22 protein-coding genes are annotated in these 21,248 nt (G+C 72.4%); 14 read left to right on the plus strand and 8 right to left on the minus strand.

All coding sequences use genetic code 11. The features are described from left to right. The 4 genes from M8J74_RS17565 to M8J74_RS17580 all read left to right on the plus strand — a co-directional run. A partial coding sequence (locus M8J74_RS17565) for an alpha-glucosidase C-terminal domain-containing protein (RefSeq protein WP_249837319.1) occupies nucleotides 1–315 on the plus strand: 315 nt, incomplete at its 5' end. 28 nt (nucleotides 316–343) lie between these two features. Next, nucleotides 344–1,666, plus strand: a complete 1,323-nt coding sequence (locus tag M8J74_RS17570) for a maltokinase N-terminal cap-like domain-containing protein (protein ID WP_249837320.1) — start codon at nucleotides 344–346, stop codon at nucleotides 1,664–1,666. 4 nt (nucleotides 1,667–1,670) lie between these two features. Beyond that, nucleotides 1,671–3,878 carry a 1,4-alpha-glucan branching enzyme gene (gene glgB, locus M8J74_RS17575; protein WP_249837321.1) on the plus strand — a complete coding sequence of 736 codons (2,208 nt, stop codon included), beginning with the start codon at nucleotides 1,671–1,673 and terminating at the stop codon, nucleotides 3,876–3,878. Between the two features lie 57 nt (nucleotides 3,879–3,935). Continuing rightward, nucleotides 3,936–5,024: a glutamate--cysteine ligase 2 gene (locus M8J74_RS17580; protein ID WP_249837322.1), complete on the plus strand. Its 1,089-nt coding sequence runs from the start codon at nucleotides 3,936–3,938 to the stop codon at nucleotides 5,022–5,024. Nucleotides 5,025–5,039: 15 nt separating this feature from the next. Here the strand turns inward: M8J74_RS17580 and M8J74_RS17585 are convergent, their stop codons facing one another. Then, the gene (locus M8J74_RS17585) at nucleotides 5,040–5,273 is read right to left on the minus strand and encodes a DUF6480 family protein (protein ID WP_249837323.1); all 234 of its coding nucleotides are present in this window, start codon (nucleotides 5,271–5,273) and stop codon (nucleotides 5,040–5,042) included. Between the two features lie 153 nt (nucleotides 5,274–5,426). Between M8J74_RS17585 and M8J74_RS17590 the strand changes: the two genes are divergently transcribed. Both M8J74_RS17590 and M8J74_RS17595 read left to right on the plus strand, forming a co-directional pair. Continuing rightward, nucleotides 5,427–7,334 (plus strand): AMP-dependent synthetase/ligase, encoded by a 1,908-nt coding sequence (locus M8J74_RS17590; protein WP_249837324.1) that lies wholly within the window; start codon nucleotides 5,427–5,429, stop codon nucleotides 7,332–7,334. Nucleotides 7,335–7,464: 130 nt separating this feature from the next. Then, nucleotides 7,465–7,896, plus strand: coding sequence for an ATP-binding protein (locus tag M8J74_RS17595; RefSeq protein ID WP_249837325.1), 432 nt, complete (start codon nucleotides 7,465–7,467; stop codon nucleotides 7,894–7,896). A gap of 6 nt (nucleotides 7,897–7,902) precedes the next feature. Here the strand turns inward: M8J74_RS17595 and M8J74_RS17600 are convergent, their stop codons facing one another. From M8J74_RS17600 to M8J74_RS17625, 6 genes are all read right to left on the minus strand, one after another. Beyond that, nucleotides 7,903–8,319, minus strand: coding sequence for an ATP-binding protein (locus tag M8J74_RS17600; RefSeq protein ID WP_249837426.1), 417 nt, complete (start codon nucleotides 8,317–8,319; stop codon nucleotides 7,903–7,905). A gap of 35 nt (nucleotides 8,320–8,354) precedes the next feature. Beyond that, entirely contained in the window at nucleotides 8,355–8,738 is a 384-nt protein-coding gene (locus tag M8J74_RS17605; protein ID WP_249837326.1) for an STAS domain-containing protein, read from the minus strand. A gap of 199 nt (nucleotides 8,739–8,937) precedes the next feature. Continuing rightward, the gene (locus M8J74_RS17610) at nucleotides 8,938–9,324 is read right to left on the minus strand and encodes an STAS domain-containing protein (protein ID WP_249837327.1); all 387 of its coding nucleotides are present in this window, start codon (nucleotides 9,322–9,324) and stop codon (nucleotides 8,938–8,940) included. After that, the gene (locus M8J74_RS17615; RefSeq protein ID WP_249837328.1) at nucleotides 9,321–10,421 is read right to left on the minus strand and encodes a cobalamin B12-binding domain-containing protein; all 1,101 of its coding nucleotides are present in this window, start codon (nucleotides 10,419–10,421) and stop codon (nucleotides 9,321–9,323) included. The genes M8J74_RS17610 and M8J74_RS17615 overlap by 4 nt, the downstream gene beginning before the upstream one ends. Then, on the minus strand, nucleotides 10,418–12,079 hold the full coding sequence (locus M8J74_RS17620; RefSeq protein WP_249837329.1) for a PP2C family protein-serine/threonine phosphatase: 1,662 nt from the start codon (nucleotides 12,077–12,079) through the stop codon (nucleotides 10,418–10,420). The genes M8J74_RS17615 and M8J74_RS17620 overlap by 4 nt, the downstream gene beginning before the upstream one ends. 154 nt (nucleotides 12,080–12,233) lie before the next feature. Beyond that, a complete protein-coding gene (locus tag M8J74_RS17625) occupies nucleotides 12,234–12,569 on the minus strand; it encodes an STAS domain-containing protein (RefSeq protein WP_249837330.1) in 336 nt (111 codons plus the stop codon). 200 nt (nucleotides 12,570–12,769) lie between these two features. On the opposite strand from M8J74_RS17625, the gene M8J74_RS17630 reads away from it, so the two are divergent. Then, the gene (locus M8J74_RS17630) at nucleotides 12,770–13,141 is read left to right on the plus strand and encodes an STAS domain-containing protein (RefSeq protein WP_249837331.1); all 372 of its coding nucleotides are present in this window, start codon (nucleotides 12,770–12,772) and stop codon (nucleotides 13,139–13,141) included. Between the two features lie 82 nt (nucleotides 13,142–13,223). Here M8J74_RS17630 and M8J74_RS17635 read toward each other — a convergent pair whose 3' ends face one another. Next, nucleotides 13,224–13,706 carry a MarR family winged helix-turn-helix transcriptional regulator gene (locus M8J74_RS17635; protein WP_249837332.1) on the minus strand — a complete coding sequence of 161 codons (483 nt, stop codon included), beginning with the start codon at nucleotides 13,704–13,706 and terminating at the stop codon, nucleotides 13,224–13,226. A gap of 132 nt (nucleotides 13,707–13,838) precedes the next feature. Here M8J74_RS17635 and M8J74_RS17640 point away from each other — a divergent pair, with 132 nt between their 5' ends. The 7 genes from M8J74_RS17640 to M8J74_RS17670 all read left to right on the plus strand — a co-directional run bounded on the left by M8J74_RS17640 (nucleotide 13,839) and on the right by M8J74_RS17670 (nucleotide 21,247). Further along, on the plus strand, nucleotides 13,839–15,026 hold the full coding sequence (locus tag M8J74_RS17640) for a PP2C family protein-serine/threonine phosphatase (RefSeq protein ID WP_249837333.1): 1,188 nt from the start codon (nucleotides 13,839–13,841) through the stop codon (nucleotides 15,024–15,026). 127 nt (nucleotides 15,027–15,153) lie between these two features. Further along, nucleotides 15,154–16,053 carry an STAS domain-containing protein gene (locus M8J74_RS17645; RefSeq protein WP_058927345.1) on the plus strand — a complete coding sequence of 300 codons (900 nt, stop codon included), beginning with the start codon at nucleotides 15,154–15,156 and terminating at the stop codon, nucleotides 16,051–16,053. After that, a complete protein-coding gene (locus tag M8J74_RS17650) occupies nucleotides 16,050–16,469 on the plus strand; it encodes an STAS domain-containing protein (protein ID WP_249837334.1) in 420 nt (139 codons plus the stop codon). Before M8J74_RS17645 ends, M8J74_RS17650 begins: the two co-directional genes overlap by 4 nt. Then, nucleotides 16,469–16,909, plus strand: coding sequence for an anti-sigma regulatory factor (locus M8J74_RS17655; protein ID WP_249837335.1), 441 nt, complete (start codon nucleotides 16,469–16,471; stop codon nucleotides 16,907–16,909). Before M8J74_RS17650 ends, M8J74_RS17655 begins: the two co-directional genes overlap by 1 nt. Beyond that, entirely contained in the window at nucleotides 16,909–17,964 is a 1,056-nt protein-coding gene (locus M8J74_RS17660; protein ID WP_249837336.1) for a SpoIIE family protein phosphatase, read from the plus strand. Before M8J74_RS17655 ends, M8J74_RS17660 begins: the two co-directional genes overlap by 1 nt. Continuing rightward, on the plus strand, nucleotides 17,961–19,673 hold the full coding sequence (locus tag M8J74_RS17665; protein ID WP_249837337.1) for a PP2C family protein-serine/threonine phosphatase: 1,713 nt from the start codon (nucleotides 17,961–17,963) through the stop codon (nucleotides 19,671–19,673). The genes M8J74_RS17660 and M8J74_RS17665 overlap by 4 nt, the downstream gene beginning before the upstream one ends. Before the next feature lie 209 nt (nucleotides 19,674–19,882). After that, on the plus strand, nucleotides 19,883–21,247 hold the full coding sequence (locus M8J74_RS17670) for an NAD(P)/FAD-dependent oxidoreductase (RefSeq protein WP_249837338.1): 1,365 nt from the start codon (nucleotides 19,883–19,885) through the stop codon (nucleotides 21,245–21,247). Nucleotide 21,248 lies beyond the last annotated feature (1 nt).

A 21,248-nucleotide genomic window follows, 5' to 3' on the forward strand; every position in this document is an offset into this window, starting at 1 on the left:
ATCGAGATCCGCAAGCAGAACCCCGCGTTCGGACTGGGCACCTTCACCGAACTGCAGTCCTCCAACCCGGCGGTGCTGGCGTTCCTGCGCGAGTACAAGGACGATCTCGTGCTGTGCGTGCACAATTTCTCCCGGTTCGCCCAGCCCACCGAGCTCGATCTGCGCGAGTTCGACGGGCGGCATCCGGTGGAGCTCATCGGCGGCGTGCGCTTCCCCGCCATCGGCGAACTCCCCTACCTGCTGACCCTCGCAGGCCACGGCTTCTACTGGTTCCGGCTCTCCCGAGTCGCATCCCGCATCGGCCGACGCCTTTGAACGTGCGCCGAGGAAAGGACGCGTCACCATGCCGAAGACCGCATCACTGAGTCCGAGACAGGCCGTCGTCACCGATCCCATGGCCTCGCTCGACGGGCTGCTGCGCGAGTGGCTGCCCAGGCAGCGCTGGTTCGCGGGCAAGGACCGGCCGGTCACGGAACTCGACCTGCTGTCCCTGACCGAGGTGTTCCCGGGCTGTCTGCATCTGCTGGTGCAGGCCGGACCGGACTGCTACCAGCTGCTGCTCGGCGTACGGGAGCATGTCTCGCCGCGCCTGGGCCGGGCCCTGATCGGCAGGGCCGAGACCGGTCCGCTGGCCGGCCTGACGGTGTACGACGCCCTTCAGGACCCCCGGTCGGCCCAGCTGCTGCTGGAGCGGCTGCGGTGTCCCGGCAGGTCGGGCCCGCTGCTCTTCGAGGCGGCGCCCTCCATGCCGGTGCCCGCCGGGCTGGTTCCGCGGGTCCTGGAGGCCGAGCAGTCCAACTCGTCGCTGGTGTACGGCGAGGAGTTCATCCTCAAGGTCTTCCGGCGCATCCAGCCGGGCGTCAATCCCGACCTGGAGGTGCCGGTCGCGCTGGCCGACGAGGGCTGCCGGCGGGTGCCGGCGCCGGTGGCGTGGTTCCGGACGACCTATCCGCACGAGGCGACGCTGGGAGTGCTGCAGCCCTTCCTGCGCAGTGCCTCCGACGGCTGGACGCTGGCGCTGCGCGCGCTGGCCACGGGCGACGACTTCGCCGCGCAGGCCCGCGAGCTGGGCCGGGCGACGGCAGAGGTGCACCTGGCGCTGAGCGCCGCCTTTCCCACCGGCACGCATGACGAGGGGGCGCGCACGGCCGCGGCGATGTCCGAGCGCCTGGACGCCGCCGCCCACGCCGTCCCCGCGCTGCGCCCGTACGTCCCCGGGCTGCGCACCGCGTTCGGCGCCCTGGTCGCCTGCGACCCCGGGCCGCCCGCCCAGCGCGTCCACGGCGACCTGCACCTCGGTCAGGTCCTGCGGGCCGGCCGGGAGTGGTTCGTCATCGATTTCGAGGGCGAGCCGTCCCGGCCCCTCGCCGAGCGGCGCGTCGCCCAGTCCCCGGTGCGGGACATCGCCGGGATGCTGCGCTCCTTCGACTACGCGGCCCGGCAGCGCCGCCCCTGGCGCCCGGAGTGGGCGCGCCGCTGCCGGGAGGCGTACTGCGCGGGCTACGCCGACCGGGCCGGCTGGGACCCGCGCAAGAAGCACGGCCTGCTGCGTGCCTATGAGACCGACCGGGCAGTGTACGAGGTGCTCTACGAGGCACGGCACCGACCCGACTGGCTACCCGTACCGATGGCGGCGATCGAGCGTCTCGCCGTAAGAGGAGGCTGACCCCATGGCTCTGCGCGAGACCTCGCTTCCCGAGCCCTCCGGCCCTGCCCTGTCCGGGGCCGCCCCGCCGATGGACGACGGGGACCGCGAGCGGCTGCTGTCCGGCCGCCACCACGATCCGCACGCGCTGCTCGGCGCCCATCCGGTCCCCGGAGGCATCGCGTTCCGGACCCTGCGGCCCTACGCCCGCGCCGTGAGCGTCGTGATCGGCAGGAAGCGCCACCGGCTGACGTCGGAGGGCGACGGTCTGTTCTCCGGCGTGCTCCCCCTGAAGTCGATCCCGCGCAAGTACAAGCTGGCGGTGGCCTACGAGGACGGGGAGCACCAGACGGCCGATCCGTACCGCTTCCTGCCCGCCCTCGGCGAACTGGACCTGCATCTGATCGCCGAGGGACGGCACGAGCAGCTCTGGAAGGCGCTCGGCGCCGAGCCGATGACCCACGAGGGCGTGACCGGCACCAGGTTCACGGTGTGGGCCCCCAACGCCCAAGGCGTGCGTGTCGCCGGTGACTTCACCTGCTGGGACGGTACGGCCCTGCCGATGCGCTCACTGGGTTCCTCGGGTGTCTGGGAGCTGTTCGTGCCCGGCATCGGTGAGGGCGCGCGCTACAAGTTCGAGATCACCTCCCGGCACGGCCACCGCTTCCTCAAGGCCGATCCGATGGCGCGGTGTGCGGAGGTGCCGCCGGACACGGCGTCGATCGTGCACGCCTCCCACCACAAGTGGGGTGACGCGAAGTGGATGGCGCACCGCGGTGACGTCCCGGTGCACGAGGCGCCCTTCTCGGTGTACGAGGTCCACCTCCCCTCCTGGCGGCCGGGCCTGACCTACCGTCAGCTGGCCGAGGAGCTGCCGTCGTACGTCCGGGACCTCGGCTTCACGCACGTGGAGTTCATGCCCGTCGCCCAGCACCCGTTCGCCGGTTCCTGGGGCTACCAGGTCACCGGGTTCTACGCGCCGACCTCGCGGCTGGGCACGCCCGACGACTTCAAGTACCTGGTGGACGCCCTGCACCAGGCCGGCATCGGCGTGATCGTGGACTGGGTGCCGGCCCACTTCCCCAAGGACGACTGGGCGTTGGCGCGCTTCGACGGCGACCCGCTGTACGAGCCCGGGGACTCCCGCCGGGCCGAGCACCCGGACTGGGGGACGTACGAGTTCGACTACGCGCGCACCGAGGTGCGCAACTTCCTCGTCGCGAACGCGACGTACTGGTGCGAGGAGTTCCACGTCGACGGTCTGCGCGTGGACGCCGTTGCCTCCATGCTCTACCTGGACTACTCGCGGGACTCCGGCCAGTGGGAACCGAACGTCTTCGGCGGGCGCGAGGATCTGGCGGCGGCGGACTTCCTGCGGGAGATGAACGCCACCGTGTACCGGCGCAACCCCGGGGTCGTGACCATCGCGGAGGAGTCGACCGCCTGGGACGGCGTGACACGGCCGACCGACAGCGGCGGTCTGGGGTTCGGCCTGAAGTGGAACATGGGCTGGATGCACGACTCGCTGCAGTACATGAGCAAAGAGCCGGTGCACCGCAAGTACCACCACAACGAGATGACGTTCTCGATGGTGTACGCCTACAGCGAGAACTACGTGCTGCCGATCTCGCACGACGAGGTCGTGCACGGCAAGCAGGCCCTGGTGTCGAAGATGCCCGGCGACTGGTGGCAGCGGCGCGCCAACCACCGCGCCTATCTGGGCTTCATGTGGGCCCACCCGGGCAAGCAACTCCTCTTCATGGGGCAGGAGTTCGCGCAGGGAGCGGAGTGGTCGGAGGCGCACGGGCCCGAGTGGTGGCTGCTCGACGCCGACTACTGCGCCGAGGGCGACCACCGCGGGGTGCGGGACCTGGTCCGCGACCTCAACCGTCACTACCGGCGCACGCCGGCGCTGTGGCAGCGGGACACCGATCCGGCGGGCTTCCGGTGGGTGCTGGGGGACGCGGCCGAGGACAACGTCTTCGCGTTCCTGCGGTTCGACGCCGGCGGCAGCCCCCTGCTGGCCGTCTCCAACTTCTCGCCGGTCGTCCGGCACGACTACGCACTCGGCGTCCCCGACGAGGTGCCCGTCTGGCGGGAGGTCCTCAACACGGACGCCGCGTGCTACGGCGGCGGTGATGTCACGAACGCCGACGACCTCAAGCCGGAGGACGGAAGGATCACCCTGACCCTGCCGCCGCTGGCGACGGTCTGGCTGGCCCCCTTGGCGTGACCGTCAGGGGGTACCCGGGGACGTCGTAGACCCCGCGATGTCCCGGAGGCAGTTCAGGTGCGCACTGTCGGAGTGGAGGAGGAACTCCTCCTGGTGGGCCCGGAGACGGGTGAACCCAAGGCGCTGTCCGGCGCCGTCCTCGCCCGTGCCGAGCACAGCGGCACGGGCGAGGGTGTGTTCGAGAAGGAGCTGTACGGCCAGATGCTGGAGTTCGCCACGCATCCGCAGGCCGACATGAAGGACCTCGGCGACGAGATCGTCCGGTGCCGCCGGGAGGCGGCCCGGCACGCCGGGGAGATCGGGTGCACGGTGGCGGCGCTGGCCTCCTCGCCGCTGCCCGTCAGCCCGTCCGTCGGGCGGGGCAGCCGCTACCAGTGGATGGCGGAGCAGTACGGCATCGCGGTTCAGGAGCAGCTGGTGCTGGGCTGTCACGTACATGTGGCGGTCGAGTCCGACGCGGAGGGCGTCGCGGTCCTGGACCGGATCCGGCCGTGGCTGTCGGTGCTGGCGGCGCTGAGCTCCAACTCGCCGTTCTGGCAGGGCAAGGACTCGTGTTACGCCAGCTACCGCAGCCGGGTGTGGTCGCGCTGGCCGTCGGCCGGGCCGACGGAGGTGTTCGGCTCCGCCGAGCGCTACCACCGGCGGGTGGCGGACATGGTCGCGAGCGGGGTGATCCTCGACGAGGGCATGGTCTACTTCGACGCCCGGCTCTCCCAGCGCTACCCGACGGTGGAGATCCGGGTGGCGGACGTCTGCCTGCGGGCGGAGACGGCCGTACTGATCGCCATGCTGGCGCGAGGACTGGTGGAGACGGCCGCGCGGGAGTGGCGGGCCGGTCGGGCGCCGGTGGGCCACAGTGTGAGCCTGATGCGGCTGGCGGCCTGGCGGGCCGCGCGCTCCGGCCTGGGGGAGGAACTGCTGCATCCCTCGACGATGCGCCGGCTGCCCGCCGAGACCGTGGTGGCGGGGCTGTTGCAGCACGTCGAGGAGGCGCTCGGGGAGAGCGGTGACCTGGAGCGGGCGCGCGCGGCGTGCGACACGCTCCTGGACGGCGGGACCGGTGCGCGGATCCAGCGCGAGCTGCTGGAGCGGACCGGGAGTCTGCGCGAGGTCGTGACCACCTGCGCACGCCTCACCCAGGAGTGAGGCCGCGCGGCGTGCTCAGAAGATCAGGACCAGCGCGTACCCGAGGAGGAACGCGGCGACCAGCACGACGAGAGCGATGATCAGCGTCAGGGGTCCCTTCGCCCAGCCCTTGGTCGGGTTGTGCGTCTCGCGGGGCCCCGCCTCGGGCATGCTGCTCTCCGCGGGCGGGGTCTCACCGGGCGGCACTCCCCCGCCCGGCTCCAGGCCTGTGGCGCGTTCGGGTTCCGGATCGGGATTGACGTAACGCATGCCCGCCGAGTCCCCGGATCGCCAGCAGATCATCACGGGTCCGCAACTTCGCACGTTCCGGTCACCATCCGCACGCACCTGGGCTAGATTCGAGCACCGCCGACAACGGAACCCGTCGGCATGGTCACCCTCCGTACAGCTCAGGAGCAGCGCATGCGCGACGTCGCCCTCGCTCCCCCCACCGTTTCCCCCCTGACCGGCGGGCTGGCCGACAGCATCTTCGACACGGCGGCCCTCGACCCCACTCTTCCGCTTCTCGCCCGCCGGGCCGACCCCGCCTCCCCCACATGGGAGGAGGTGAGCGCCGTGGAGGTGCGCGACCAGGTCGTGGATCTGGCCAAAGGGCTGGTGGCGTCCGGGATCTCGCCGGGCCACCGCGTCGCGATCATGGCGCGGACCCGTTACGAGTGGACGGTGCTCAGTCACGCGCTGTGGACGCTGGGCGCCGAGGTCGTGCCGTTGTATCCGACGTCCTCGCGCGAGCAGGTGGAGTGGGTCCTCCGGGACGCCGGCTGTGTGGCCGTCGTGGTCGAGGACGAGCAGGCGGTGATGACCGTCGGCTCGGTGTGCGGTGCGCTGCCGCGGCTGCGTCACGTCTGGCAGCTGGACGCCGGGGCCATGGACGACCTCGTCGCGCGGGGGCGGCTCATCCCGCTGGCCACCGTCGAGTCGCTGCGGCGCATCGTGCTGCCGGACTCCACGGCAGCCATCAGCTACACCTCCGGCACCACGGGCCGGGCCCTGGGCTGCGCCCTGAGCCACCGGAACCTCGCGAGCGCCTGCGACACGCTGCTGACCGGCTGGGGCCACACCGTGATTCCGCCGGGCGAGCGGCAGGCGTCGGTGCTGGCCTTCCTGCCCTTCTCGCACGTCTACGGCCTGCTGGTGCAGACCCTGTGCGTGCGCGGCGGGATGCTGATGGCGCACGAGCCGGACATGAGCGAGGAGGCCCTGGCCGCGTCCCTGCGCACCTTCCGGCCGTCGTATCTGTGCGCCGTCCCCTCCCTGCTGGAGAAGATCTACAAGAACTTCCTGCGCGCCGCCCAGGAGGCGGGGCGCGGGGCGCTGTTCGAGCGGGCCGCGGACACGGCCCGGGACTTCGCCGCGGCGCTGGAGCGGCAGCGGCTGGGCGGCGGTTCCGGCCCCGGGTTCGACCTGCGGCTGCAGCACGCCCTGTTCGAGCGGACGGTGTACCGCAAGCTGCGCGCCGCCCTCGGCGGCCGGGTGCAGCGGGCCACCTCCGGCGGCTCCTCCCTCAGCCGCGAGCTCTCCCTCTTCTACGAGGGCATCGGCATCTACGTCAACGACGGGTACGGCCTCACCGAGGCGGCCGGCGGCGTCACCGCGCAGCCACTGGGCCGGGAGATGTCGGGGACCGTCGGCCAGGCCGTGCCGGGCACCGACATCATCGTCGCCGACGACGGCGAGATCCTGGTGCGCGGGCCGTCGGTGTTCCAGGGGTACATCAACGCCGAGGCGGCGACCCGGTCCGTGCTGCGCGGCGGCTGGCTGGCCACCGGCGACCTCGGGCGGCTCGACTCGGAGGGTTACCTGACGATCACCGGCCGCAAGAAGGACATCATCGTCACCAGCAGCGGCAAGAACGTCGCGCCGGCCGCCCTAGAGCAGCGGCTGAGGATGCATCCGCTGATCCACCAGGCCGTCGTCGTCGGCGACAACCGGCCCTGCGTGGGGGCGCTGATCACCCTGGATCCGAAGTTCCTGGCCTACTGGCGCGGCTCTCTGTCGCTGCAGAGCGGCATGCCGAGCCACCAGGCCCGTGAGGAGAACGCGCTGCGTGAGGAGATCGGCCGGGCCGTGGCCGCCGCCAACAGCGCCGTCTCGCGCTCGGAGTCGATCCGGGTCTTCCGGGTGCTGCCGGACCAGTTCGACATGGCCAACGGACTGATGACCCCGTCCATGAAGCTGCGCCGGGACGCCATCGTGCGGCATTACGCGTTCGAGATCGACGCCATGTACCAGGCCCGCTCGCGAACGGCGCGGCAGACCGTGCCGGACGAGCTGTCGAGCTGGGACGAGTCCGACGACGTGTTCCGATGAGCGGCCGTGACGTACGGTGTTCGTCACGCCCGCCGGTTTCGGGACGCGTAGCCCTCGCGCACTCGGGAACCAGGAAACGACAGGGACAAAGGGGCGGGGCTGTGACGTGACCGCCGAGCGGGAAGGCGAGATGGCAACCGATCACCGTTGGCAAGGAAGTCCGGTCTCCGGCAACATGCCGGAGCGGGTCGCACGCTACCCGGGCGAGCTCCACAATGTGACGGACGCCCGTCTCGACGCGGAGCAGTTCCTCGACGATCTCGCCCAGGTCACACCACCGACCGCCCCGGAGCACTGGGACGACATACTGCTGGTCGTCACGGAACTCACGGCGAACGCGGTCCAGTACGCTCCCGGACCCATCGAGATCCGGCTGCGCCCGACCTTCGACGGGGTGCATCTCGTCGTTCACGACACGAGCAGCACCCCTCCGGCCCCGCGTCCGTTCCACCGGGACGGAAGCGGCGGGGTCGGCTGGCACCTGGTGCACGCGCTGTGCAGCCAGGTCAGCGTCGTCACCAACGACGCGGGGAAGGACATTCACGTCTTCCTGCCCTGGTGAGGGCGGTCACGGCGTGGCGCGCAGGGGCACCAGGACGCTGATCGTCTTGCCTCCTCCGCCGCGCCGGTCGATGACGATCTCGCGCGCCAGGCGGATGATGAGCGGCCAGCCGTAGCCGTTCCCGTGGTGGCTCACCGGCAGGGCCCCGGAGCCGTACGCGACGTCCGGGATGTCGTCGCTGTTGTCGTGCACGGCGAGCCGCACCCCGTCGGGGGTGAGGGCGACCTCGAAGGCCGCCAGCCCGTCACCGTGCCGGATGGCGTTGGTGACCAGCTCGGACACGACGAGGAGCAGGTCGACGACATCCTCTTCGCGCGCCGTCCGCGATGCCGTGTCCCACCGCTGCCGCACCATCGACCGGGCGTACTCACGTGCCTCGGCCGCGGTCGTCACGTGCGGTGTGGCCAGTGTCCCGCGGGGCATGCCGCCGTTCTCCTCGGCCGTCTGGTCGGACCGGCTCACCGCTCCGTCACTGCCCAGGGCATCTCCACAGCCGACCGGACGTCCGGGGCGAGGACGAAGAACCTCGCGGTGCCTGTCACTTCAAACAGCCTTTCGATGCTTTCGTTCAACGGTCCCGCCACCACCAGCGGCCTGCCACCCGCCAGGTGGGCCTGCTGTGCCTCCAGCAGCACGTGCAGGATGGCGGAATCGGCGAACTCGGTGGCCGAGAGGTCGACGACGGTGCGCGCGGACGAGGCCCGCTTCGCGTCGCTCAGCGCCTCCGCGAGCCGCGGGGCGCTGTCGATGTCGACGTCCCCGTGCACGCTCACCACGGTGACGTCCTTGTCTCCCTCTCGTACACGGTGCTGGACGACGGCAGGTCTCTGATCGTCGGACATACGGTTCACCTCCGGCTCAGGAGGTGAGGGAGTCTGTCGGCGCGGACCCCTCGTGGGGGCCGACGCTCTCCGGGCATGCCGGATCCATGGTCACGCTGCTCCTTCCAGAATCGGTGACGAGTCGCCGCCGCTTGCTTCACAGCAGCAGTTACCCGGCTCGCCCGATCACATTCGGTACGACTTTCCACGGGCGCCCCGCTCAGCCCGTCCCCGGCCGTCCCTGGCCGCCGGAGGCCTGCTCGGGGGCGGTGAGATGGCCGAGCGTGCCGGTCATCTCAAGGACGCGCTCCAGGGCGACGGGGCGCTCCTCGAGGACGAGCCGGACGCCCGCCTCGTCGGCACGGCGCCTGAGCAGCAGAAGGGCGGACAGGCCGGAGGAGTCCAGGCAGCGCAGGCCGGCGAAGTTCAGGCGCACCAGGTCGGCGCTCCGGTCCCGCGCCGAGTCGCCGGTGGTGAGCAACGGCGTGACCGCGTCCACGAGTTCACGATGGGTCTCGTAGTCGAGGTCGCCTTCGACGCGCACCACCGCGCCGTCCGGATCATGGTCGACCTGGAGGCCGAACAGCGGTGGGTGAGGGTTCGTCATACGTGCTGTCCGTCTCCTGGCTTCCTCGGTTCCGGCGAGTGTGTGGCGAGTGTTTCCCGTGCCGAGGCGAGAATGCGCGTCGCGCGAGGGAAGTCCTGGAGCCGTTGCGCGAGGAGTTCGAGCGCCGGGTCCAGTGACCGGGCGGGCACGTCACGGGCCGTCAGCACGTCGGCGGTCCAGGCGATGAAGTCGCGGAAGAGGTCCTCGTCGGCCACGTACAGGGCCGCCGCGAGGTGGTCGAGGATGTGGCCGATGTCCTCGGCCGTGCGCTGCCGCTGCCGATCACTGTAGGCGCGCATCGGCGGGAAGCGGTCCTCCAGCCCTACGAGGGTCTCCTTGAGCAGCTCCCGCCGGGTGCCGACCACCATGGTGTACTCCTGGTCGGTCAGGTGGGGCAGGTCGTCCACGGTCTGCCGGACGGCCGGCAGATCCGGCCGGGTGAGCCCCCGGTCGAGGACTTCGGCGGCCTCGCGGGCGTGCGCCGCCCAGGCGTCGGCGCCCAGGGCGCGGGCGTGGCGCCCGTCGGGCCCGAAGGCCGCGCCGCCCGCGACGACCGGCACCCCGACCGCCTGGCAGGCGGTGATCGCCGCGTGGGCCGTGGGCAGGTGCGGGGAGAGCGTGGCGGACAGGGCGACGACGCGGGAGCCCGTCTGGTGCAGATGGGCGATGAGGTGGGGGGTGGGCACCTGCGCGCCGAGGAAGTCGACCTGCCAGCCGCGCCGGCGCAGGACTTCGGCCAGCAGCCTGGCCGGCAGCGCGTGCCACTCCCCGTCCACGCAGGCCACGGTGACCCGGGCCCGGGTCGGGGCGGGACCGCGGTGCTCGGGGTGGTGGGCGAGGGCGGCCACCACCCGTTCGTGGATGGCCGTGGCGGCGTGTTCCTCGGCCACGGTGAGCCGGTTCGCCGCCCATTCCGTACCGACGCGCAGCTGGACGGCGCCTATCACGTCCAGCAGCACCGTTTCGGCATCGAGGCCGGAGCCGACGGCGTCGAGGACGGTGGCGCCGGCCTGGTACTCGTCACCGGCCCGCACCGCCGTCCAGAGTCTGTCGCGGACGGTGTCGAGGTCGGGACGCGTGGCGTGGTGAACGGTCATGCCGTGTACCTTCCCCGGGTGTGGCCGTCCACCGCGCTCAGATGGGCGTGGCGCGGGGCGGTCACGGCCACCAGCGCCATGTCGTCGTGCCGGCCGCGGCCGGCCCACTGCTCGGCCAGCATCCGCACATGGTCCACGACGGCCTCGGCGGGCATGCCGGCGCAGTGGGCGAGCGCTTCCTCGACCCGGTCGTGGCCGAACATCTCGTCGCCGAGCGGGCCGCCGCGGGCCTCGGTGACGCCGTCGGTGAACATCAGGCAGGTCTCCCCCGGGGCGAGTTCGACATGGGCGGTGGTCGAGGTGATGTTCCAGAAGACCCCGACCAGTGAGCCGCGTGTCTCCACGCGCTCCACCCGGCCGTCGGCGCGCACGACGAGCGGCGGCGGGTGGCCGCCGCTGGTGACCCGCAGATGCACCGTCCGCTCGACGCGCCGCACGGAGGCCAGCAGCAGGGTCGCGAACCGGGTGTGGTGGGAGTTGATCAGGGCGCCGTTGAGCAGGTCCAGCAGCCGCTGGTGGTCGCCGGCGAGCGGCAACAGGGCCTGCAGCGTGTTGCGGATCTTCCCGGTCAGTACGGCGGCTTCCAGGCCCTTTCCGCACACGTCGCCGAGCGCGACCATGGTCTCCCGGTCGGCGTCGGCGCCGGGGTGGACGTCGTAGAAGTCGCCGCCCACGCGGTCGCTCTCCGCGGACGGCCGGTAGGCCCCCGCGTACTCGACGCCGTGCACGGCCCTCAGTGTGGGCGGCAGCAGGTCGCGCATCAGGGTGGTGGTGATGGCGGCCTGCTCCGCGTACATGCGGGCCGCCGACATCGCCGCTCCGGCCCGGGCCGCGAACAGCCGGGCGAAGATCTCCTCGCTCTCCGAGAAGGCCCGCCGGTCTTCCGTGCGCAGCAGTATCAGCGCTCCCGCCGGCACGCCGTGCCCCGGCAGCGGGGTGACCACGGCCGAGCCGACACCGGGCAGGTCCTCGGGCACCAGCCAGGCGGGGATGCCCGCAGGATCGATCCAGCGCGAGGGCACCGGGGGGAAGCCGCGGAGTGCCTCGCCGAGCCCCGGGACGCCGGTCGGTTCGGCATCCACCAGACGGTGGACGATCCGGCCGTCGGTGCCGCAGTGGGTGACGGGGATCCGGCCGCCTCTGGCCGGGGCGACCACGACGGCGGCGTCCGCGAGGTGCTCGGCGGCGAGGGAGGCGGTGACCTCCATGCACCGTTCCAGGTTCAGTGAGGCGAGCAGCGCGCTGGAGGCGGCGGCCAGGAAGGCGGTGCGCCGGCGCTCCTCGTCGAGGCTGACCTCGGCCTTGCGCCGGTCGGTGTCGTCGACCAGCCACCACGCCACGTTGCCGTCGTCCGTGCGGGTGGGACGGCCCTGGAACACGCGGTCGCCGAGACAGCCGTGCGCGGCCGGGCCGGTCGCGTCGTCCGGGGTGGGCCGGCCGGGGGTGAGCCGCTCGTGGGCGCCGGCGATCCAGGCCGGCGCGACGTCCGCGAGACGGGTGCCGACCGCGGCCGCCGGCAGCAGTTCGGCGGCGGCCGGATTCAGGCCGACGACACCGCCCTGGGGGTCGGCGACGAGTACGGGATAGGGCGCGGCGCCCCAGGCCTCGGCCGAAGGGGCTTCGCGCGGGCCTGCGAGAGCGTGCTGGGATGTGTCCACAAACAAGGCACGCGGTGGCGCGCCCACCGCCTTCCGGGACGAGGACTGTTTCCTTCCGACAACTCTCCCCCGAGTGACACCGTAACGGCAAGGGGCCAAGTGCAAACCACCCGGAAGGGGACGCGGGACCGGCCGGCGGCGTCCAGGTGCGGAATCAGTTCGACCCGGCGGCGGCCGCGTAGGCCTCCCAGCGGGCCCCGGGCCACAGGTCGGCGGCCAGTTCGAGCAGCCTGGACGGCTGGGGCCGCAGGCCGCGGACCCGCAGCAGCCCGCCGCGTCCGCTGACGGACAGGTCGACGGTCCGCAGGACGTGGAGCAGCGAGGAGTCCACGAAGTCGACGCGGGCGAGGTCGAGTGTGAGATGCCGGACAGTGAGCGGCAAGCGGGCCGCGGCGCTCTCGATGCCGGGTCGTGCGCGGTCGTCGATGTCGGAGTCCACGGTCAGGGTCGCGGCGCGACCGCCGGGGCTCACTGCGATTCGAGTGCCCATTGTTTCGGGCCCCCTCTCCATGGGGGTGGTAGCCGTCGCAAACGGCCTCTGGGCACCTCCACCGTGTCATGTGCGGAGCCACGCGTCGAACCGCGCATGGGGCATCTTCGTGGTCGGGAGGCATGACGTGGGCGTTCAGGGGTAACCGCGGTTCCGCGGTGCACACCGCTCGCCGTTAAGCGCTGTTGTTGGAGGTAGATGTGTCCGTTGCCCAGAACCCCCTGTCCGTCGAGGTCAGCCTGCCCCGTGAGGATGTGGCCCTGATCACGGTGCAGGGTTACTTGGACGCCGACACCGCGACCGAGTTCCAGCACCATCTCGCCAACCAGCTGCATCACGGCCGCCGGCACTTCCTGCTCGATCTCGCGGAGGTGCCGTTCATGGACTCGTCCGGGATGAACATCATCCTGCGCGTCTACCAGGAGGCCCGTGTGCTGCCCGGCAGTGTGCACATCATCTCGCCGACCCCCGCCGTGCGGCGGATTCTCGACCTCACCGGAGTCAGCCTCACGGTGCCGGTGTCGGAGAGCACGGAGGAGGCCCTTGCCCTGGTCGACCAGCCGCAGCCCTGAGAGTCGTTGCCGTTTGACAACTGTTGACACAGGCAACACAGTGAGCTCGCACGTGGGCGGGAGAGATCGGGATGAGACGGGGTCAGGCGGTGACGGCGGTGGACTCGCCGTCGTCGTGGATCTGCGCCGCCGCGGCGGCGCAGAAGGCCTCCAGCCCCTTCAGCAGGGCGGACCGCTGGGCGGTCGGCATCTGTTCGAGGACGGACTGCAGCGCGCTTTCGCGGCGCCCGCGCAGACCGGTCAGGAAGGCCCGGCCGCGGCGGCTGAGGTACAGCTCCAGCTCCCGCCGGCTGGCGGTCGCCGCCCTGCGCTCGACGAACCCCACGGCCTGCAGCCGGTCGCACAGCCGGCTGGTCGACGGCGGGGTCGAGCCCAGCGCGTCCGCGAGCGTCCGCAGATTGATGCCTTCGTTGTGCTCGAGGATGAACAGGACACGCAGCTGGGAGGCGGAGACCGGTGCAGTCGAGGCCCGGCCCCACAGGACCTCCAGCAGTTCGGCCGCCTCGGAGGTCACACGCGCCACCTCCTGGGGCTCCGGGCGCGGGTGCGAGATCGTCACCCGCACACCTTCTCAGGCTTGCCCGTCGCTGTCAGCCCGCCCGGGTGCGCGGCGCACGGGACCGGACGCGGTCCGGACGGACCGGGTGGCTTCGTCGCGGCCGTACGCACGCGGCGGCGCGCCCTCGCACGGAACGGCATGACCGACGACGTGAACAGACTCGTGGCCGCCGGGCGCGCCCTGCGCACCGCGGCTCCGTACCACCTGGCGGCGACCGTCCGTGACGTGCTGTGCGGCCATTACGGCGCCGAGAACGCCGAGTTCCTCATGGTGGACTACGGGCTGAAGGTGCTGCAGCCCGTCTCCGCGCCCGCGGACCCCGCGCAGGCGGTGCCCGTGCACGGCAGCGCGGCGGGACGGGCGTTCGGGGCGCAGCAGCCCTTCGTGATGCGGGACGACGACGGCCGGTCGTGGCTGCACCTGCCGGTCACCGCGCGCGGCGACCGGCTGGGCGTGCTCCGCGTGACACTGCCGCCCGGCGCGCGCCCCGAGGACGACCTGACGGAACTGGCCGAGCTGGCCCGGATGCTGGGGCACGAGGTGCCGCCGGCCGAACGCGACACCGACTTCTACGAGCCGGCCCGGCGCACGGGCCGGCTCACGCTCGCCGCGGAGATGCAGTGGCAGCTGCTCCCGGCCCGGTCCTCGGCCGGACCTGAGTATGCCCTCGGCGCCCAACTGGAGCCCGCCTACGCGACCTTCGGCGACAACTTCGACTGGTCGGCGTCGGCGGACCGGCTGCTGCTGTACGTCACCGACGGCATGGGCGAGGGCATCGACGCCTCGCTGCTGACCAGCCTCGGGATCAACGCCCTGCGCAACGCGCGACGGGCCGGCATCCCCATCGCCGACCAGGCCGCCCTGGCCGACCAGGCGGTGTACGCCCAGTACCGGGGCCGGGCGTACCTGTCCGTCCTGCTGGTGGACCTCGAGCTGTCCTCCGGCCGCCTCCAGGTCGTCGACGCGGGATCGCCGCGGATGCTGCGCCTGCGGGACGGCGCGGTGACGACCGTCCGGCTCGAACCCCAGCTCCCGCTCGGCATGTTCGAGGAGACCGACTACACGGCACAGGAGGTGCGGCTGCGGCCGGGCGACCGCCTGCTGTTCGTCAGCGACGGGGTCCACGCGGTCACGGCTCCCGGCGGCGAGCAGTACGGGGAACGCGCCCTGGCCAGGGCCTTCACGGCCACGCGGCTGCTGCCGGCGGCCGATGTGCCGGCCGCGATCCTGCGGGAGCTCGGCGGCCATCGCGGCCGACCGGAACCGGACGACGACGCACTCGTGGTCTGTCTGGACTGGTTCGGAAAGCAGCCGATGGGCAGGTGAGACCCGGGCTTCGGCAACGAGACACGCTCGTTACAGTTGTCGCCCGGCAATGGTTTGCGTCGCCCCGGCCGCCCGAGCGGCCGCCCCGGTCCACGCAACGCGGACGACTCGGAAGAGGAGAGAGCAGGTGCCGGAACACCAAGCGGCAGTAAGTGAAGGAACGTCGGCTCGGCAGGTCGCGGAGTTCCTGTACCGCCACAGCGAGCGCATCGCCCAGCGCTGGGCCGACGAACCCCTGTTCCGCAGCGTGTTCACGGTCTCGCGGGACGAGGCCGTGGAGGCGGCCAGGGCGGTCGCCGAAGCCCTGGCCCGGGTGGCCGAGTCGGAGCGCGTGCACGACACGGACGCCACCGGCTTCGTCGTCGTACGCGAGCAGCTGGCGCGCATGGCCGCCGCGCGTTCGCGTGCCGGGGCCTCCATGGCGCAGGTGTCGGGCGAGGTGGAGGCCTTGCGTCCGCCCGTGGCGAGTCTGCTCGTCGAGGAGTGCGCGGACCTGCCGGCCGACGAGGTCCGGGAGTACGCGACCGCGCTGACCGTCTTGATGGGGACGCTGCGCCTGGTCGTCCTGGACACGGCGCTGTCCGAGGGACAGGCGCTCATCGAGCGGCAGCAGCTCCAGCTGCTGGAGGTGGCGACCCCGGTGATCAGGCTGTGGGACGGCGTCGTGGCCGTCCCCCTGATCGGGACGCTCGACAGCGCGCGCAGCCAGGTGGTGATGGAGACCCTGCTGGAGGCCATCGTCGAGCAGCACGCGCGGTTCGCCATCCTCGACATCACCGGTGTGCCGACGGTGGACTCGCTGGTGGCCCAGCACCTGATGAAGACGGTGGCGGCCGCCCGTCTGATGGGCGCGGAATGCGTGGTGTCGGGCATCCGCCCGGCGATCGCCCAGACCATCGTCCATCTCGGTCTGGATCTCGGCACGGTGGTCACCCGGGCCAGCCTCGCCGACGCGCTGGCGTACGCGCTGCACGAGCTGGGCGTGGGCATCGTCGCACCGGCGTCCGGCGGTGCGGGGGCGCGATGAGCGACCGACTCCAGCACGGCGTCACGAGCCATGTGCCGGTGCTCCGCCTGGGCGAGGTACTCCTGGTCACCCTCCAGGGCGACCTGCACGACAGCGACGCGCAGCAGCTCCAGCAGGACATCTGCGAGGCCGTCGCGAACAGCGGCGTGACCGGAGTGGTGATCGACATCTCCGGCGTGGAGATCGTCGACTCCTTCCTCGGCCGGGTGCTGGCCGAGATCGCGGCCAACGCCTCGCTGCTGGCCGCCCGGACGGTGGTGGCGGGCATGCGGCCGGCGGTCGCGATCACCCTGGTGGAGCTGGGCCTGACCCTGCCGGGGCTGCGCACGGCCCTCACCACGGAGGCCGCCATGGAACTGCTGACGCACCACGACCCGGCGGCCGGCCGCGGCAGGTTGTCCCAGGAGCTCGGTTGATGCCCTCTTCCACGGCCGTCGAGGCGAGCCTGCCGATCCAGTCGGAGATGGATCTGGCCTGGGTGCGCCAGCATGTACGACAGGCCGCCGCTCAGCTCGGCTTCGGTCTGGTGGCGCAGACCAAGCTGGTCACCGCCGCCAGCGAACTGGCCCGCAACACGCTCGTGCACGGCGGGGGCGGCCGCATGGAATCGGCGGCGGTCACGCGCGGACAGGCGCACGGCCTCCGGCTGGTCTTCTCCGACGAAGGGCCCGGCATCGCCGACCTGGACCGGGCGCTGACCGACGGTTACACCTCCGGTGGCGGACTGGGCATGGGGCTGGGCGGCGCCCGGCGCCTGGTGCACGAGTTCGCCGTGGACAGCACACCCGGCTCGGGCACCAAGGTCACGGTCGTCTGCTGGGTCACTCCGCCGCCCCGTCCCTACGGAGGCCTGTGATGCCACACGTGTGGGACGTTCCGGTGCACGACTCCACCCGGCTGCGCGACGCCCGGCTGGCCGTGGAGGAGGCCGCGTTCGCGGCCGGACTCGACGAGGCCCGGACGGCGGCCGCCGCACTGGTGGCCACCGAGCTGGCCACCAACCTGCTCAAGCACGCCGACGGAGGACGCCTGCTCATCGACGTCGTCCCTCCCCCGGCCCCGGTGGAGGGCGGCGACCGGACCCGGTTCGTCCAGATCGCCGCACTGGACCACGGCCCCGGCATCACCGACGTTCCGGCCGCCCTCGACGACGGCTTCACGACGGCCCGTTCGCTGGGCGCGGGGCTGGGCACCTGCCGGCGCCTCGCCGACGCCTTCGCCGTGCACAGCACGCCCGGCCGGGGCACGGTGGCGCTGGCCCGCGTCGGTACCGGCACGGCCGCCGCCGCGCCCACGGCGTGCGGGGTGCGGGCCGGTGGGGTGAACCTCCCCTACGCCGGGGCCGCGCACTCCGGCGACGCCTGGACCTCGGTCGGATCCGGCGACCGGGTGACGCTGATGCTCGCCGACGGTCTCGGACACGGCCCTCAGGCCGCCCACGCCTCCAGCGCGGCGGTCGAGGCGCTGCGGCAGTCGGCCCACCTGCCTCCGGCGGAGTCGCTGGACCGGCTGGACACCGCTCTGCGCGGCACCCGGGGCGCGGCCGTGGCCGTCGCCCAGGTCGACACCGCCGCCGGGACGCTCCGCTTCGCCGGGCTCGGGAACGCGAGCGCGTGGCTGTGGGAGGACGGCGCCTGGCACTGCCTGCTGTCCCGCCCCGGCATCGTCGGCGTCCACCGGCCCCGGACCCTCACCGACCAGCTGCGGCGCTGGGGCGGGGACCGGGTGCTGCTCCTGCACAGCGACGGTCTCCCCGGCCGGCGCACGCCCCCGTCGGCGCCGGACCTGCTGTCGGCCGACCCGGCCGTCATGGCCGCGGTCACCCTCCGCGACAGCGGAAGCGCCGCCCGGCCGCCCCGTGACGACACCACCGTGGCCGTCCTGTCCCCGGCACCGCGGGAGGGCCGATGAAGCGCACCTGGCGGATCGACACCGTCACCGACGCGGCCCGGGCCCGCATCGCCACCGCCCGCATGGCCTCGGCGTACGGCCTGACACCGCTCGAACGCACCCGTCTGACGACGGCACTCAGCACGCGGCTGCGGCAGTGCCTGGCCAAAGGCGGCTCCTGGCGGCTCACCCTGCACGTCAGCGCCGCCCCCGCCGAACAGGCGCGGCTGCACGTCACGCTCACCTCCTCTGATCCCGCCGAGCATCCGCCGTGGCGGACCGCCGTCCCCTGCGCCGGGCAGCCGGTCGCCGACGACGTGGCCGCGGCCGGGGGCCCGGCGGATCTGGCCGAATCCCTGATGGGCGCCGACGAGGACACGGCCCTGCTGCTCGACAAGCTCACCGAGCAGGAGCGGCTGGTCGCCTTCCACCGGGAGGAACTGCACCAGACCAACCAGGGTGTGCTGGCGCTGCACGCGGAGCTCGACGCCGCCGGGCAGGCCCAGCAGAAGGCCTTCGCCGCCGAGCGCAGGGCCCGTCAGGAGGCCGAGAGCGCCCGCCGGCGGCTGACCTTCCTGGCCGACGCCAGCGCCGCGCTGACCTCCTCCCTCAACCACGACGAGGTCGTGCGCCGCCTTCCGCAGCTGCTCGTGCCGGAGTACGCCCGCAGCGTCGAGGTCTGGCTCTTCGACGGCGACGACGACCGGCGCCCTCCGGGGCCCCGCCCCGCCGTCGCGGTCCTCGCGGCCCGCACCGGGCGGCCCCAGTACGCCGCCCGCGAGCCGGGGCACCTGCCGGGCGTCGACGACCAGCCGCCCTCGGCCCTCGACCCCGAACGGCCCCTGCTGTGCCTGCCGTTGCCGACCCGGCGGGCGCCGCTGGGCGTGCTGACCCTGACACCGCCCGGCGACCGCTGGGAGCCGGACGACGCGGTCATGCTCATCGAGTTCGCCCGGCGCGCCAGCATCGCGATCGACAACGCCCGGCGCTTCGAGCGCAACCGCGACATCGCCGAGACGCTCCAGCGGGCCCTGCTCACGGACCTGCCCGCCACGCCCGGCCTGAACCTGGCCGCCCGCTATCTGCCGGCCACTCACGGGCTGAACATCGGCGGCGACTGGTACGACGCCTTCCCCCAGCCCGACGGCTCCCTGATCGCCGTCATAGGGGACGTCACCGGGCACGGCTTGCACGCGGCCGTGATGATGAGCCAGCTGCGCACCGCGCTGCGGGCGTACGCGGTGGACGGCGGCAGCCCCGGCACCCTGCTGACCCGGCTGCACACGTTCCTGCACCATCTCCAGCCCGACCTGTACGCCACCGCCGTCATCGCCCGTTTCCAGCCCGGGCGGCCCACCCTCACCTGGGCCGCCGCAGGACACCCGCCGCCGCTGCTGCGCACCCCCGACGGGCAGGTGCACACTCTGGACGCCAAGCCCGGCGCGATGCTGGGCATCCCGCTGCACCAGCGGATCGAGGACCACACCGTGGACCTGCCGCCCGGGTCGACGCTGGCCCTCTACACGGACGGGCTGGTCGAGCGCCGCGCGGCGGGGATCGATCCGGGCATAGCGCGCCTGGCCACGTCGCTCGGCGGCTTCCGCCCGGGCGAGCTCGAGCGGGATCTGGACGGCTCCGCCGACCGCATCCTCGACCCCCTGCTCGTCGACTCCGAACGCGACGACGACGTGTGCCTGCTGCTGTGCCACACCACGGAGGGCTTCGTCTAGGCGCGGTCCGGCCATTTCCTTCACCGTTCACCTGGTGCGTTTCGGCCTCCGGAGGGGCAGGGTTGACCCGACGCGTTCGTCTGCCTGCCGCGCCCGGCTGGCGGTACGGCTCAGGGCACGGTGGGATCGATGTGGTGCAAGCAGAGATCCAGGGCAGGCGAAGGGCGTTGGAAGTGACCGCCCGGAGCCGCAGAGAGGGATGAAGAACCGTGACACGACCCAGGATCCTGGTGGTCGGCGCAGGCTTCGCCGGCGTGGAGTGCGTCCGCCGTCTGGAACGCAAGCTCGCGCCGGACGAGGCCGACGTCACCCTGGTGACGCCCTTCGCCTACCAGCTCTATCTGCCCCTGCTCCCCCAGGTCGCCTCCGGGGTGCTCACGCCCCAGTCGATCGCCGTCTCCCTGCGCCGCAGCAAGCGGTACCGCACCCGGATCATCCCGGGCGGGGCGATCGGCGTCGACCTGAAGGCGAAGGTGTGCGTCATCCGCACCATCACCGACCAGATCGTCAACGAGCCGTACGACTACATCGTGCTGGCGCCCGGAAGCATCACCCGCACCTTCGACATCCCGGGGCTGACGGACAACGCCTTCGGCATGAAGACCCTCGCCGAGGCCGCGTACATCCGCGACCACGTCATCTCGCAGCTGGACCTGGCCGACGCCAGCCAGGACCCGGCCGAGCGCGCCGCCCGGCTGCAGTTCGTGGTCGTCGGCGGCGGGTACGCCGGCACCGAGACCGCGGCCTGTCTGCAGAAGCTCACCCACGCGGCCGTCAAGCGCTATCCGCGCATCGACCCGTCCCTGATCAAGTGGCATCTGATCGACATCGCGCCGAAGCTGATGCCCGAGCTGGGCGACAAGCTGGGCCGCAGCGCCCAGAAGATCCTGGCCCGGCGCGGCATCGAGGTGTCCCTGGGCGTCTCCATCGAGAAGGCGGGTCCCGAGGAGGTCACCTTCACCGACGGCCGGGTGGTGCCGACGCGGACGCTGATCTGGACCGCGGGTGTCGTCGCGAGCCCGCTCATCGCCACGCTCGACGCCGAAACGATGCGCGGGCGGCTCGCGGTCACCGCGGAGATGACCCTGCCGGGCCAGGACGGGGTCTTCGCGCTCGGCGACTCCGCCGCGGTGCCCGACCTCGCCCAGGGCGACGACGCGATCTGCCCGCCCACCGCACAGCACGCCATGCGGCAGGGCCCGCAGGTCGCCGACAACATCATCGCCACCCTGCGGGGCCGGCCGATGCAGCCGTACCACCACAAGGACCTCGGTCTCGTCGTCGATCTCGGCGGCACGGACGCCGTCGCCAAGCCGCTCGGCATCGAACTGCACGGTCTGCCCGCCCAGTTCGCGGCCCGCGGCTACCACTGGGCGGCGCTGCGCACCAATGTGGCGAAGGTCCGCGTGGCGACGAACTGGACGCTCAACGCCGTCGCGGGCGACGACTTCGTCCGCACCGGCTTCCAGGCCCGAAGGCCCGCCAAGCTCAAGGACTTCGAGTACACCGACGCCTATCTGAGCCCGGAGCAGGTGCGGGCCCAGGTCGAGGGGACGCGTCCCGAACAGATCTGAG

The organism is Streptomyces panaciradicis (assembly GCF_023516615.1).
Lineage (GTDB): Bacteria > Actinomycetota > Actinomycetes > Streptomycetales > Streptomycetaceae > Streptomyces > Streptomyces panaciradicis.